This window comes from Pseudomonas sp. DWRC2-2, from assembly GCF_049897885.1.
GTDB lineage: Bacteria > Pseudomonadota > Gammaproteobacteria > Pseudomonadales > Pseudomonadaceae > Aquipseudomonas > Aquipseudomonas azotoformans_A.
Window position 1 is genome coordinate 1429144 of record NZ_JAFCXD010000001.1, and the last position, 12424, is coordinate 1441567.

General features: G+C 61.8%; 16 protein-coding genes. 5 read left to right on the forward strand and 11 right to left on the reverse strand.

Annotated elements, in window-relative coordinates; translation table 11 throughout:
* Positions 1-41 precede the first annotated feature (41 nt).
* Genes ACP7EW_RS06990 through ACP7EW_RS07000 form a run of 3 tightly spaced genes read right to left on the reverse strand, consistent with a single transcriptional unit; the run spans position 42 to position 2707 of the window.
* Positions 42-1016: a biotin-dependent carboxyltransferase family protein gene (locus tag ACP7EW_RS06990; protein ID WP_426216099.1), complete on the reverse strand. Its 975-nt coding sequence runs from the start codon at positions 1014-1016 to the stop codon at positions 42-44.
* Positions 1013-1891 (reverse strand): 5-oxoprolinase subunit B family protein, encoded by an 879-nt coding sequence (locus ACP7EW_RS06995; protein WP_426216101.1) that lies wholly within the window; start codon positions 1889-1891, stop codon positions 1013-1015. Before ACP7EW_RS06995 ends, ACP7EW_RS06990 begins: the two co-directional genes overlap by 4 nt.
* Before the next feature lie 57 nt (positions 1892-1948).
* Positions 1949-2707: a 5-oxoprolinase subunit PxpA gene (locus ACP7EW_RS07000; RefSeq protein WP_122685439.1), complete on the reverse strand. Its 759-nt coding sequence runs from the start codon at positions 2705-2707 to the stop codon at positions 1949-1951.
* A 120-nt stretch (positions 2708-2827) separates the two neighbouring features.
* Between ACP7EW_RS07000 and ACP7EW_RS07005 the strand changes: the two genes are divergently transcribed.
* Positions 2828-3745, forward strand: a complete 918-nt coding sequence (locus ACP7EW_RS07005) for a LysR family transcriptional regulator (protein WP_016978327.1) — start codon at positions 2828-2830, stop codon at positions 3743-3745.
* Here the strand turns inward: ACP7EW_RS07005 and ACP7EW_RS07010 are convergent.
* Complete coding sequence (locus tag ACP7EW_RS07010) at positions 3742-4638, reverse strand: LysR family transcriptional regulator (RefSeq protein WP_426216104.1); 897 nt, start codon at positions 4636-4638, stop codon at positions 3742-3744. The two genes, ACP7EW_RS07005 and ACP7EW_RS07010, sit on opposite strands and share 4 nt — an antisense overlap.
* A gap of 106 nt (positions 4639-4744) precedes the next feature.
* On the opposite strand from ACP7EW_RS07010, the gene ACP7EW_RS07015 reads away from it, so the two are divergent.
* Positions 4745-5503 carry an SDR family NAD(P)-dependent oxidoreductase gene (locus tag ACP7EW_RS07015; protein ID WP_426216106.1) on the forward strand — a complete coding sequence of 253 codons (759 nt, stop codon included), beginning with the start codon at positions 4745-4747 and terminating at the stop codon, positions 5501-5503.
* Here ACP7EW_RS07015 and ACP7EW_RS07020 read toward each other — a convergent pair.
* Positions 5402-5914 carry a multidrug/biocide efflux PACE transporter gene (locus tag ACP7EW_RS07020; RefSeq protein ID WP_426216108.1) on the reverse strand — a complete coding sequence of 171 codons (513 nt, stop codon included), beginning with the start codon at positions 5912-5914 and terminating at the stop codon, positions 5402-5404. The genes ACP7EW_RS07015 and ACP7EW_RS07020 overlap by 102 nt on opposite strands.
* A gap of 88 nt (positions 5915-6002) precedes the next feature.
* Between ACP7EW_RS07020 and ACP7EW_RS07025 the strand changes: the two genes are divergently transcribed.
* Positions 6003-6857, forward strand: coding sequence for a LysR family transcriptional regulator (locus tag ACP7EW_RS07025; RefSeq protein ID WP_426216110.1), 855 nt, complete (start codon positions 6003-6005; stop codon positions 6855-6857).
* A gap of 10 nt (positions 6858-6867) precedes the next feature.
* On the opposite strand, the gene ACP7EW_RS07030 is transcribed toward ACP7EW_RS07025, so the two are convergent.
* Entirely contained in the window at positions 6868-7710 is an 843-nt protein-coding gene (locus ACP7EW_RS07030) for a LysR family transcriptional regulator (RefSeq protein WP_426216112.1), read from the reverse strand.
* A 111-nt stretch (positions 7711-7821) separates the two neighbouring features.
* Here ACP7EW_RS07030 and ACP7EW_RS07035 point away from each other — a divergent pair, with 111 nt between their 5' ends.
* Positions 7822-8547 carry an SDR family oxidoreductase gene (locus tag ACP7EW_RS07035; RefSeq protein ID WP_426216114.1) on the forward strand — a complete coding sequence of 242 codons (726 nt, stop codon included), beginning with the start codon at positions 7822-7824 and terminating at the stop codon, positions 8545-8547.
* Position 8548: 1 nt separating this feature from the next.
* Here ACP7EW_RS07035 and ACP7EW_RS07040 read toward each other — a convergent pair whose 3' ends face one another.
* The 4 genes from ACP7EW_RS07040 to ACP7EW_RS07055 are packed head-to-tail and all read right to left on the reverse strand — an operon-like array spanning position 8549 to position 11071.
* Complete coding sequence (locus ACP7EW_RS07040; RefSeq protein ID WP_426216116.1) at positions 8549-9757, reverse strand: RNA polymerase sigma factor; 1209 nt, start codon at positions 9755-9757, stop codon at positions 8549-8551.
* Complete coding sequence (locus tag ACP7EW_RS07045; RefSeq protein WP_426131549.1) at positions 9754-10230, reverse strand: SRPBCC family protein; 477 nt, start codon at positions 10228-10230, stop codon at positions 9754-9756. The genes ACP7EW_RS07040 and ACP7EW_RS07045 overlap by 4 nt, the downstream gene beginning before the upstream one ends.
* A 34-nt stretch (positions 10231-10264) precedes the next feature.
* The gene (locus ACP7EW_RS07050; protein WP_033896286.1) at positions 10265-10609 is read right to left on the reverse strand and encodes a YciI family protein; all 345 of its coding nucleotides are present in this window, start codon (positions 10607-10609) and stop codon (positions 10265-10267) included.
* 42 nt (positions 10610-10651) lie between these two features.
* Positions 10652-11071 carry a YybH family protein gene (locus ACP7EW_RS07055; RefSeq protein WP_016978317.1) on the reverse strand — a complete coding sequence of 140 codons (420 nt, stop codon included), beginning with the start codon at positions 11069-11071 and terminating at the stop codon, positions 10652-10654.
* 149 nt (positions 11072-11220) lie between these two features.
* On the opposite strand from ACP7EW_RS07055, the gene ACP7EW_RS07060 reads away from it, so the two are divergent.
* Complete coding sequence (locus tag ACP7EW_RS07060; RefSeq protein ID WP_061449321.1) at positions 11221-11721, forward strand: GNAT family N-acetyltransferase; 501 nt, start codon at positions 11221-11223, stop codon at positions 11719-11721.
* Positions 11722-11781: 60 nt separating this feature from the next.
* Here ACP7EW_RS07060 and ACP7EW_RS07065 read toward each other — a convergent pair whose 3' ends face one another.
* Entirely contained in the window at positions 11782-12264 is a 483-nt protein-coding gene (locus ACP7EW_RS07065) for a GyrI-like domain-containing protein (protein ID WP_426216119.1), read from the reverse strand.
* Positions 12265-12424: the final 160 nt, after the last annotated feature.

Here is a 12424-nt window from a genome sequence, read left to right on the forward strand (position 1 = left end):
CGAGCAAAATGTGGGAGCTGGATTGCCAGCTCCCACACTTTTTAGCCGGCGAACAACCCCGACATCATCTTCAACCGCTTCTTGTACACCCGCCGCGCCTCCAACGCCTCTTCCAGCGTCACCGCCACAAACCCCGCCCGCTGGTTCGGCTGCATCTGCCCGATCAGGTCCAGGTCGGCGCTGATCACCGTGCCTATCATCGCGTAGCCTCCGCCCGACACTGCATCCCGGTGCAACACTATAGGTTCCAATCCTGCCGGCACCTGGATCGAACCAATCGGGTAGCAACTGTCGACGATATTCGACGGATCCGACCCCGCGCCAAACGGCTGCTCCCGTCGCTGGAAGCTCAACGCACTGCCGCCCTTGAAGCGATAACCGATGCGGTCGGCTTCGGAACCCACGGTCCAGGGTTCGGCAAAGAAGCTGCTCTTGGCGGCATCAGTGAGGCGCTCGTAATACAACCCCGGCACCACACGCAGTGTCACGTCGCCGCCCACTGATCGGCGCAGTGCCATCGGCAGACTGTTGCCCGCCCGGCCCGTGCCACTGGCTGTACCGATGGGCAATTCATCGCCTTCCTGCAAGCGCCGCCCGCTAAATCCGCCAAGCGCGCCGAGGGTATAAGTCGAGCGGCTGCCGAGCACCAACGGCACGTCAATGCCACCGGCCACCGCAAGATAAGTCCTCGCGCCCGCCTTGGGAAATTCAAAGCGCAACACCTGCCCGGCGCGCACCTGGAACGCGGTGTCCTGGTGCACCACTTCACCGTCCAGGCGCGGCGACATCAAGGCGCCGCTGAGGGCTACCAGCGCGTCTTGCTGGAACTCCAGCTCGGGGCCGATCAATGTGCATTCCAGGCCCGCCGCGCCGACGGGATTACCCACCAGGTGGTTGGCCGCACTCAACGCATATTGATCCAATGCACCCGACGGCGGGATGCCCAGGTGGTAATAGCCTTCGCGGCCAAGGTCCTGCACGGAGGTGGCGAGGCCGGGTTTGAGGACCTTGATCATGCCAGGGCCTCCTGCAGGGATTTCGGATAACCGATGGGGTCGGCGAGAAAAGCATCGAGGGAAAATTCCACAGGGCGGATGCGCAGGTCGAAACGTCCTGCGTCGACTTCGGCAACGGCCAAGTCGTAGGCCTCCCGGTCCATGGGTGTGAACTGCACAATATCGCCAGGACGGAAGAACACCATGTGTTCCTTGAGGTACGCCAATTGCTGCGCCGGGTCGTAGATCGGCGCCGGGGTCACGCCGAACATCTGGTAACCACCGGCACCGCGTACCGAGTAAATGCAACCAAAACAGCCGCCATGGCCGAGGGTGAGTTTCGGCGTGTCAGTGCGTGGACGCAGGTACTTGGGCACCTGAAGTTGCCGCTCACGCTCAACCATCTGGAACATGAACGGCAGGCCCGCCACAAATCCGACCATCGACACAAACCACGGCGCCCCACTGTGGGCGGCAACAAACGCCTCCACATCGGCCAGGCCGTTGATGCGCGCAGCGTACTCCAGGTCCGTACCGCTGGGGTCTTGATGGCGGTCGCGAAAACGCATCAGGGTCTCAAAGGTCCACGGGTCGTTGTACAGCACCGGGATTTCGATGATGCGCGTGTGCAAGGTGCGCTCAGCCACGGCCTGGGCTTCGGCGGTCTGCACCGCATCAAGCAGAACGTGGGGTGCGATGCGGTCGGGGTCGAAGCGGATCTGGAACGACGCATTGGCCAGGCACACATCCAGCACACCCTCCAACGCCAGGCGCTCCACGGCGCGGGTCACGGCCATGCCTTTGAAAAAGGCCTCCAGGGACATGCTGTCGCTCACCTCGGCAAACAGGTGTTCATCACCGCCGAAGCTGTAGCGGATGGGGGATGTTTCAGCCATGTCTGTTCCTCTTGGAATCATTGTAGAAAGGCAGGCGAAAAAATTGAGGGATCGTTTTTATTGGGGTGTTTTGACGGTGATGCCCGCTCGGTCCAACGCTTCGCGGGTCGCCTCTACCAGCTCAAGGGCACCGGGGGTGTCGCTGTGCAGGCAGATGGAATCAAATTCTATAAACAGGTCTTCGCCTTCCACGGTTCGCACCAGCCCGGTCTGACAAGCCCGCAGGACACGCGCCGCCACCGTCGCAGGATCCAATGCCCGCACGTTGCGGGTAAACACAATGGAGCCGGTCAGATCGTACTCACGGTCGGCATAAAACTCCCGCACCACTGGCTGCCCCAACTCCTTGGCCACGCGCCAGATCACCGAGTTGGGCATGCAGTACAGCAGCAGGGTCGGCTCGATAATTTGCAGGTTCTGCACCAGCAGCCGCGCGGCCTCTTCATCGCGCGCCAGGTGCATGTAGAGCGCGCCATGGGGTTTGATATGTTGCAGCGTCACGCCTTGGGCGCGGGCGATTTCACGCAGCGCACCGAGCTGGTAGAGCATGTCGTCCACCAGCTCTTGGGCCGGTGCGTTGATGTGGCGACGGCCAAAACCGACCAGGTCCCGAAAGCCCGGATGCGCGCCGATGGCTACGCCCAGTTGCTTGGCGCGCTCGACCGTGCGGCGCATCGTGCCGGGGTCGCCGGCGTGGAAGCCGGTGGCGATATTGGCCGAGCTGATGTAGGCCATCAGCTCCGCGTCAACGCCATCACCGATGGTCCAGGGGCCAAAGCCTTCGCCCATGTCTGAGTTGAAATCCACTGCCTGCATCAAAGTCGCTCCGCCTAAGTGATGGACGAAAAGTAGGCTGCGGCTTGACCCCTTGGGAAGATCTATTATCAGATGGCCCATCTTCTGAAAATCAGATAGCCCTATGTTTTGGAGAGACTGATGTCCCTCACCTTGCGCCAGATTCGTTATTTCGTCGCCACCGCCGAAATCGGCCAGATTTCCCAGGCGGCCATCCACCTGAACATCTCGCAATCGGCGGTGACCACGGCGATCAAGGAGCTGGAGGCGATGCTCGGCGTGCAGCTGTTCGTGCGTTCGGCCCAGGGCATGAACCTGACCGACGCGGGCCGGCATTTTCTCAACCGTGCCTACGTGATCCTGCGCAGTGTCGATGACGCGCTGAACAGCCCGCTGCCCGACTACCGCGCCCGTGGCGTGCTGCGCTTGGCGGCCAGTTACACGGTGCTCGGTTACTTCCTGCCGCACCACTTGCAACGCCTGGAACACTGGCACCCGGACGTGACCATCGAAGTCTTCGAACAGGAACGCCAGGCCATCGAACAGGGTCTGCTCGACGGCCAGTTCGACATGGCGGTGGTACTCACTGCCAACCTGACCCACCCGGATATCGTCTCGGAAATCCTGTTCAACTCAGAGCGCCGCCTGTGGCTGCCCAGCCATCATCCCTTGTGCGAACGTGGCGCCGTGAGCCTGGCGGATGTGGCCCAGGAGCCGTATATCCTGCTCACGGTTGACGAGGCTGAACACAGCGCCATGCGCTATTGGGAACAGGCCGGGCAGACGCCCAAGGTGCGCCTGCGCACCAGTTCGGTGGAGGCAGTGCGCAGCATGGTCGCCAACGGCAGCGGCGTGGCGATCCTGTCGGACCTGGTGCACAGGCCCTGGTCCCTGGAAGGCAAACGCATCGAAACGCTCACGGTCACCGATCCAGTGACGCCGATGAGCGTGGGCCTTGCCTGGCACCGCGAGCGCGCGTTTACCCCGGCAATGCAGGCGGTGCGCGATTATTTCCACGACGCGTTCCTGGCACCGCAGCAGTTGTCGGCACGGCGCTAGAGGTGGGCTTGCAAGGTCGCCGCCAACCAGTCCATGAACACTCGCACCCGCAACGGCAAATGCCGCTGGCCGGCGTAGAGCAATGACACGTCCAGCGGCGGCGCCGGGTAATCCGGCAGCACCGACACCAGCTCTCCAGTGGCCAACAAGGTGCGAATCCCCAGCAGCGGCACCTGGGTAATGCCGAAGCCGCCCAGGCACGCCGCCTGGTAGGCATCGGTGCTGTTGACGGTGACACGCCCGGCCATCGGCACCCGCTGCACTTTGCCGCCCGCCTGATATTCGAAGCCGGACGAACGCGCGCCCAACGGCCGTACGTAATGCACCAATTGATGATCCGCCAAGTCCGCCAGGGTCTGCGGCACACCATAGCGTTGCAGGTAGGCCGGGCTCGCGCAGTTGACCATCGGCATGCTGCACACCCGGCGCGCCACCACGGTTTGATCGGGCTGGGCGCCCACCCGCAACACGCAGTCGAAGCCTTCGGCGATCAGGTCCACCTGGCGGTCCGAGCTGCTGATTTCCATCTGGATCAGCGGATGGCGCTCCATGAACAGCGGCAGGTGCGGCAGGATCATGCCGCGCGCCATCACGTTGGGCATGTCCACGCGAATACGGCCGGTCAGCTGCGCCTCATCCTGGCGAAACAACCCCTCCAACTCTTCCATGTGCGACAGCAAATCCTTGCTGCGCTCATACAGCACACGGCCATCCTGGGTCGCCTGCACCTTGCGCGTGGTGCGTTGCAGCAAGCGCGCGCCGAGCAATTCCTCCAGCGCCTGCACGTGCTCCGACACGGTGGAACGCGGCAGGCCCAGGCTCTCGCCGGCCTGGGTGAAACTCGACAGTTCGGTGACGCGCACAAAGGTGCGCAGCAGCTCAAGCTTGTTCATGGGATTGTTCGCCTTATCCGGCCAGTGATTCCGGTATAGCGCTGTTTATCACGTTATGGGCGAATAAATACACTCGCTGCCACTGATCACCTGAGAGGACCGCACCATGACCCGTAAAATCGCACTCATCACCGGCGCCAGCCGTGGCCTGGGCAAAAGCGCCGCGTTGCACCTGGCGGCACAGGGCGTTGACATCATCGGCACCTACCACAGTGCGGCAGCTGAAGCCCAAGCAGTGGTCGAGCAGGTTCAGGCCCTGGGTGGCCGCGCCGCCATGCTGCAACTGGATGTGAGCCAGAGTGGCCGCTTCGATGGTTTTGTCGGTGAAGTCGGCCGCTTGCTCAAGGATGTATTCGCACAGGATCACTTCAACTTTCTGATCAACAATGCCGGCATCGGCGCCCACGCCAGTTTTGCCGAGACCACCGAAGCCCAGTTCGACCAACTGGTGGCGATCCACTTCAAGGCACCGTTTTTCCTCACGCAAAAACTGCTGCCGCTGATCCGCGATGGCGGGCGCATCGTCAATATTTCCAGCGGCTTGGCGCGGTTCAGTCTGCCGGGGTATGCGGCGTACGCGTCAATGAAAGGTGCGATGGAAGTGCTGACCCGCTATCAGGCCAAGGAGTTGGGCGGGCGTGGGATCACCGTGAACATCCTCGCGCCCGGCGCCATCGAAACCGATTTCGGCGGCGGCGCCGTGCGCGACAATGCGGCGCTCAACACGATGGTCGCCAACAACACAGCCCTGGGCCGGGCAGGCTTACCGGACGATATTGGCGGTGCCATCGCCGTCCTGCTGGCCGACGGTAGCCACTGGATCACGGGGCAGCGCCTCGAGGCGTCGGGCGGCATGTTTCTTTAAAAACTTGTCGCGCAGTACGTCATAGCCCCAGTGATAGACATAGGTATACGGCAGGAAAAACAGCAGTACACCAATGTCGAGCATAAACGCCTGGACCAGGCTGATATTCAGCCACGCCGCAATCAACGGCACCGCGACGATGATCAGTCCGCCTTCGAACATCAGCGCATGCAACACCCGCGTCCAACCGCCACCCGAGAGTTGCAGGCGCACCTTGAGGCGGTCGAACAGGCTGTTGAAAATGATGTTCCAGGTCAGCGCCAACAGGCTCAAGCCCAGGGTCACCGCGCCCATTTCCAGGGCCGGCCGCCCGGTGATCCAGACTAGCAGCGGTGTACAGATCAACAACGCCAGGCCTTCAAACCCCAGGGCTTGGCAAACACGTTCAGTAATCGACTTGGTGGGGTGCATGACCCTTCTCCGTGAGTGACGATGGTTGCCATGATTACCCTTTGAATCGATACTTCATAACTAATAACCATCGATCAAGGCGATAGTCATGGCCTCCCACGAAGTGCTGCAAGCGTTTGTCCAGGCCGCGACCCAAGGCTCCTTTTCTGCCGCAGCGCGCAAGCTGGGCAAGAGCCAGTCCACTGTCAGTGCGGCAGTAGCGAGCCTGGAGATTGACCTGGATGTGGTGCTGTTCGACCGCAGCAGTCGCAAACCGACACTGACCCCGGCCGGGCATGTGCTGCTGCAACGCGCCGAGCAGGTGCTGGAGGCCAGCAGTCGTCTGGAGTTGGCGGCGAGCCAGTTGGCCCAGGGGTTGGAGCCGAAGGTGACGATCGCCATGTCCGACACCTACCAGTCGGAACGCTTCGAACTCGCCCTCAAGGCGTTCGAACAACGCTACCCGGACCTTGAGCTGGAATGGCTGATCGCCGAGTGCGAAGACCTGATCGCCCTGGTGCAGAGTGGCCGCGCACAGATTGCCTTGATCGAAGCCCAGGCGGTTTACCCGCCCGACCTGACCCGCTCGCCCGTCGCCGAACGCACGGAAATCGCGCTGTTCGTCGCGCCCGACCACCCATTGACCCGCGTCGAAAACATCGACCCGCAAGCCTTGCAACAACACCGTGAACTGCGCCTGGCGAGCATCATCAGCCCTAACGAAACGCGCCCCTCGGGCCGTGTGTGGTCGGCGCCGAGTTTTCTGATGTTGATGGAGATGGCGCAACTCGGCTTTGGCTGGGCAGAGCTACCGCGTTGGTTGGTGGAGCGTTTTGGCAACGCCGGACTGGTTGAACTCAACGTCCGGGGTTGGCCCCGCTCGGTGGCGGTGGATGCGCTGTGGTCGCGGCAATATCCACCAGGGCCGGCGGGAAGCTGGATGCTGAGCCAGATGCTCGAGTAACCCTACAGGGTTATGCGGCCGACAACTGCGGCGGGCGGTGGGTCTGGAAATACTCGTGCAGCGCACGTAATGCGGGCGACTCCAAGGCTTGCGCAGCGAAACACAAGCCCACCCGACGCGTGGGGGCCGGTAAATGCCACTCCCGAATCACCACACCGGCCCGCTCCGCCGCCAGCGACTGCGGCAACATCGCCACGCCCACACCCGCCGCGACCATATGCAACGCCTGGGTCAGCGAACCGGCATGCCCGGCCACCGCTTGCGGCGAGCGACCGTACAAGGCCATCAAGCGCTGATGGGAATCGTGCTGCGGGCAGGTGATCCAGTCTTCAATCGGTGCCCAGGCCTGCTCCCTGCCCGACTGCGCCATGGGGTGCGCGACAGGCAACACCATCACGTAGGACTCTTCCCAAAGTGGCAGGAACAATTCGTCCTCACAGCACATTTCCTCCACGGCCAGACGCCCTTCGCCTTCGCAGCCTTCCTGCAAAGTCAGCAACAAGCCCGGCAGACCTTGGTGCGCCATGCGCAAGAAGGTTTCAATCTGGCTGTCGGCAATATCGCCTTCCACACCCAGTTCCAGCGCGATGCGATTTTCGCGTCCGCGAAACAAGCGGCTCAACGCCTCGGCTTCGGCCACCATGCGTCGCGCCTGAGGGTACAGCACACGCGCCTCGGCACTCACTTCCACACCCCGTGGCTGACGCACAAACAACGCCACGCCCAGCTCGTCTTCCAACTGCTTGATCGTCACCGACAACGTCGGCTGGCTGATAAACAACCGCTGGGCTGCCGCAGTGATATTGCGCTCTTCAAAGACTGCAAGAAATGCCTTGAGGTGACGAACATCCATAGCTTAATCCGATGACTGACAGAGAAATAAGGCATTTTTCAGCCTTGGCGACGGTAAATATACTGCGCCCACGATCCCGTTATCGATTTTTCTTATCTCAGGAGTTCATGCATGAGCAAGCCATTGATCATCATCACCGGCGCCAGCTCCGGTATCGGCGAAGCCACCGCCCGCCTGTTGTCGGCCGTCGGCCATCCGTTGTTGTTGCTGGCGCGTCGCATTGATCGCCTTAACGATCTGGGCCTGCCGAATACCTTGAACCGTGGTGTCGACATCACCGATCGCGCGGCCCTGGTCGCCGCCGTGCAAGAAGCCGAAGCCCAGTTCGGCCCGGCCGATGCACTGATCAACAATGCCGGCGTCATGCTGCTGGGCGCGGTCAGCGAGCAAGACCCGACGCAGTGGGAACAGATGCTGGATGTGAACGTAAAAGGCCTGCTCAACGGCATCCACGCCGTGGCCGGCAGCATGGTTGCACGCCAAGGCGGCACCATCATCAACGTCAGCTCGGTGGCGGGTCGCAAGACCTTCCCGAATCACGTGGCATACGTCGGCACCAAGTTTGCCGTGCATGGGATTTCGGAAAACCTGCGCGAAGAATTGTCGCCCAGCAACGTGCGCGTCATCACCATTGCCCCAGGTGCGGTGGAAACCGAATTGCTCAGCCATACCACCGATGAAGCGATCAAGACCGGCTATCAGACGTGGAAACAGGACATGGGCGGCACTGTGCTCAGCGCCGATGACGTGGCCTCGGCGATTGTCTATGCCTACCAGCAGCCGCAGCATGTGTGCATTCGCGAAATCGTATTGGCCGCCACCCGCCAGCAGCCTTGATTCAGAGTTCGGCCAAACGTTTGTCGATAAACCTGCGTTCGGGTGCTTGCTGGGTCAAGGCCAGCGCCCGTTCGTAGGCGACTCGTGCCTCTTCGACACGACCCAATTGCCGGTAAAACTCCCCGCACGCCGAGTGCGCCAGGTGGTAATCCAGCAACTCGCCACGCGCCAGAATCCCTTCTACCTGCTGCAATCCCGCCAAGGGTCCATCGCGCATGGCCAGCGCTACGGCGCGGTTCAGTTCGATCACCGCTGACGGCATCATCCTGAGCAACACATCGTAGAGCCCGACAATCTGCGGCCAGTCGGTTTCACCCGCACTGGGCGCTTCGGCGTGCACGGCTGCAATCGCGGCTTGCAGGCAATACGGACCAAAGCGCCGTGTGCTCAGTGCGTGCTCCACCAGTGCACAGCCTTCACCGATCATGGACATATCCCACAGCGAGCGGTCCTGTTCATCCAGCAGCACCAACTCTCCACTGGCCGAGGTGCGTGCCGGGCGACGGGATTCGTGCAGCAGCATCAACGCCAGCAGGCCCATGACTTCCGGTTCAGGCAGCAATTCCATCAACAATCGGCCCAGTCGAATGGCTTCACGGGTCAGATCCTCGCGGGTCAGGTCCGCCCCCATGGACGCGGAATAGCCCTCGTTGAACACCAGGTAAATCACCCGCAACACGCTCTCGAGGCGCTCGGGCAATTCGTCGCGGGATGGCACTTGGTAAGGGATCTTCGCCTCGCGGATCTTGCCCTTGGCCCGCACGATGCGCTGGGCAATGGTGGCCGGCGTGGCCAGGTACGCCCTGGCGATTTCTTCGGTGGTGAGGTCGCAGATCTCGCGCAAGGTCAACGCCGCCTGGGCATCGGCCGCCAACGCGGGATGGCAGCAGGTGAAGATCAGGCGAAGGCGGTCATCTTCCACGTCTTCATCGCTCCAGTCAGCCGCTTCCAGTGTATCGGCCTGCGCCTGCAACAGCGGGGTGAACCGCGCCTGGCGGCGCAGACGGTCGATGGCCTTGAAGCGCCCGGTAGACACCAGCCAGGCGCGGGGATTGTCCGGCACTCCGTCTATCGGCCAACGCTGTACCGCCACGAAAAACGCTTCGTGCAGGGCTTCTTCGGCCAGGTCGAAATCGCCCAGCAAGCGAATCAGCGTCGCGAGGACCCGGCGTGATTCGCCGCGGTAAATGGCCTCGACCGACAGGGTCAATCGCGCATGCCCTCGGTCACCAGGGTGACCAGTCGATCCAGGCTCTGGCCCCAGCCGTCATGAAAGCCCATGGCTTCGTGGGCCTGCTTGTCTTCGGCACTCCAGTGCATGGCGCGGGCGGTGTACAGCGTCTTGCCGTCGACCTCTTCGAAGGTCACTTCGGCGCTCATGAACGGCTTGCCCGAAGGGATCCAGCCGGGCATGAAGGCGTCGGTAAACACCAGCCGATTGGGCGCATCGATTTCCAGAAACACACCCTGGGTCGGGTATTCGGCGCCGTCCGGGGCACGCATCAAGGTGCGAAACAGGCCACCGACCCACAGGTTCATTTCGCACTCGGGGGTGGTCATGCCATGAGGCCCCCACCATTGCTGGAGCAAGGCGGGTTCGGTCCAGGCACGGAACACACGGCTGCGCGGTGCATCGATCACGCGGCTGATGGACAATTCAAACTCGGCAGGTTGCGTAGACATGGGGTAAACCTCTTGAGTCTTAGGGTTGTTGTATTCAGAGATTCAATTCACGCACAGGGCGCACTTCCACACTGCCGACCCGGGCGGCCGGAATGCCACCGGCCACCTGGATCGCTTCGTTCAAATCACGGGCCTCGATCAGGTAGAACCCAGCGAGCTGCTCCTTGGTTTCGGCGAACGGCCCGTCCGTGACCGACAACTTGCCATTGCGCATGCGCACAGTGGTGGCGGTGGTCACCGACTCCAGCGGCTCGGCGGCCAGCATGCGGCCGCTGGCCTGAACCGACTGCGCGTAGGCGAAACACTCCGGGTCTGCCGGGCTGTCCGGCGAGGTGTGCAGCACCTGTTCGTTGCTGTAGATCAGGCAGAGATATTTCATGGGTTTCTCCGTTTTCGGACGACTGACTATAGATCGCGCGGGTCAAGGTTTCAGGTCGAACAGACCAGCGCCGGTTTCCATGTCGAACGGCGCGGACCAGTGCTCATGCACCACTTTCCATTGGCCATCGATGCGCTGGTAGCCGGCGCTGACCCGCATCCAGCAGGTCTTGAGTACGCCGTCCGGGCCGGTGCCGCCGCAGTGGGCCAACCAGTGGGCGAAGGCGCTGTCTGCTCCGGCAACGATATGCAGCTCATGAAAGTCGAAAACGCCGGGGCCAGGGCAGAATTCCATGCAGGCCTGCCAATGCGCCTGGTACGCCGCCTTGCCTTTGAATTGCAGGGCGCCAACGGCGTCGAACGCGACGATATCGTCGGCGTAAAAGCTGACAATCTGCTCGACATCCTTGGCGGTGACAGCGTGTTTCCATTGTTCGATCAGGGTGTTGATGGCCGTGCTCATGGCGATACTCCTTGGGGTAGAAAACATCACGGAAGACACCCTTAGTCGAATGGCCCACCGGCCAATCGACAAGCCGCTTAAAAATAATTTCGCCCCCGGCAAACCCGCTAGAATCCACGCCTCTTTGTAGGATTTCGGATACGCCCCCGATGGAAACCCGCCTCGCCCTGTATGAGACGCTGAGCCTTGCGCAGAAACAGCAGCTCGACACCCTGCAAGTGCACCCCGAGCAACTAGCGTATTCCGGCGATATCTACTGTGCGCTGAACAGCCTGCTGGTCAATCCCCATCCTGACGCCATCAAAGGCTTCGCCCTGCTCGCCGACGAAACGCCCGTGGCCTTCCTCCTGCTCAAACGCCCGCCTTGCCTGCCCCACTGGGCGGATGAGCACAGCGCGACCTTGCATGCGTTGCAGGTGGATCGGCATCAGCAAGGGCGTGGCTTCGGCAAAGCCTGCCTGCAGGCGCTGCCCGCAGCGGCGTTGCAGGCGTGGCCGCAGATTCAGGGGCTGGAGTTGTCGGTGGACGCGGATAATGTGGCGGCGATGGGGCTGTATCTGAGGGCTGGGTGGGTGGATGGCGGAGAGGCGTATAAGGGGCGGATTGGGTATGAGCGCAGGTTGAGGTGGGTGTTTAACCCGGCCCCTTGATGTCACGTAAACATGACCTTCAGACGTCAATGTCCTGTTTACGTGACATCGCCTACGGCTTCAGCCTCTTTCGCCCACCGGCAACCAGATCTCCACCGTCCCGGTGCCCTTGCGCGCATCAAAATCTGCGCTGTAGCGCTCGAAATCCGCGCCCATCACCTTGTAGCCTGAGTGCGGCAGCCATTCGAACATGATGCGCTCGTAGGTTTGCTCAAGCGCCTGCACCGGCCCGTAATGGGGGAACACGGCGTAGTTGAGCGGGGGGAGTTCGATGACTTCGAAGTTGCCTGGCACATCGGCTTTGGTCGGGACTTCGACACCGGCCATGTAGTCGAACTCGCCGTGCTTGGGGTTATGGCAAACACCATAGGTCACACCGCCCACGCGCTTCTTGATGTCCTTGATGCAGGTGTCGAACAACTCCCACAGTTTGGGGATATCGCCCACGGTGGCCTTCGAATAACGCCCTTGCACCCCGGCGATCACCAGGGCTTTACCGGCTTCCATGCGTGGCTCTAACGGTTGTTTTGTCTGCTGATCCATACGAACAGTCTCCTTCTTATGAGGGAACAAACCCGCATCGAGTATAGGGGCATATCCGCGCTGGACTCCATGTAGAAAATTTTCCTGCGCATCTGGACAACCGGCCATCATCGACCGTATTGTCTGCCCCGCAGGCCACCGCAGTGGCCGACGTCGCTCG

Excerpts from the sequence above, each read along its gene's own strand:
- ACP7EW_RS07020 (WP_426216108.1), bottom strand. The coding sequence starts at position 5,914 with ATGCACCCCACCAAGTCGATTACTGAACGTGTTTGCCAAGCCCTGGGG.
- ACP7EW_RS07015 (WP_426216106.1), top strand. The coding sequence starts at position 4,745 with ATGACCCGTAAAATCGCACTCATCACCGGCGCCAGCCGTGGCCTGGGC.
- ACP7EW_RS06995 (WP_426216101.1), bottom strand. The coding sequence starts at position 1,891 with ATGGCTGAAACATCCCCCATCCGCTACAGCTTCGGCGGTGATGAACAC.
- ACP7EW_RS07065 (WP_426216119.1), bottom strand. The coding sequence starts at position 12,264 with ATGGATCAGCAGACAAAACAACCGTTAGAGCCACGCATGGAAGCCGGT.
- ACP7EW_RS07050 (WP_033896286.1), bottom strand. The coding sequence starts at position 10,609 with ATGAAATATCTCTGCCTGATCTACAGCAACGAACAGGTGCTGCACACC.
- ACP7EW_RS06990 (WP_426216099.1), bottom strand. The coding sequence starts at position 1,016 with ATGATCAAGGTCCTCAAACCCGGCCTCGCCACCTCCGTGCAGGACCTT.
- ACP7EW_RS07005 (WP_016978327.1), top strand. The coding sequence starts at position 2,828 with ATGTCCCTCACCTTGCGCCAGATTCGTTATTTCGTCGCCACCGCCGAA.
- ACP7EW_RS07035 (WP_426216114.1), top strand. The coding sequence starts at position 7,822 with ATGAGCAAGCCATTGATCATCATCACCGGCGCCAGCTCCGGTATCGGC.
- ACP7EW_RS07025 (WP_426216110.1), top strand. The coding sequence starts at position 6,003 with ATGGCCTCCCACGAAGTGCTGCAAGCGTTTGTCCAGGCCGCGACCCAA.
- ACP7EW_RS07000 (WP_122685439.1), bottom strand. The coding sequence starts at position 2,707 with ATGCAGGCAGTGGATTTCAACTCAGACATGGGCGAAGGCTTTGGCCCC.
- ACP7EW_RS07045 (WP_426131549.1), bottom strand. The coding sequence starts at position 10,230 with ATGTCTACGCAACCTGCCGAGTTTGAATTGTCCATCAGCCGCGTGATC.
- ACP7EW_RS07055 (WP_016978317.1), bottom strand. The coding sequence starts at position 11,071 with ATGAGCACGGCCATCAACACCCTGATCGAACAATGGAAACACGCTGTC.
- ACP7EW_RS07010 (WP_426216104.1), bottom strand. The coding sequence starts at position 4,638 with ATGAACAAGCTTGAGCTGCTGCGCACCTTTGTGCGCGTCACCGAACTG.
- ACP7EW_RS07030 (WP_426216112.1), bottom strand. The coding sequence starts at position 7,710 with ATGGATGTTCGTCACCTCAAGGCATTTCTTGCAGTCTTTGAAGAGCGC.
- ACP7EW_RS07060 (WP_061449321.1), top strand. The coding sequence starts at position 11,221 with ATGGAAACCCGCCTCGCCCTGTATGAGACGCTGAGCCTTGCGCAGAAA.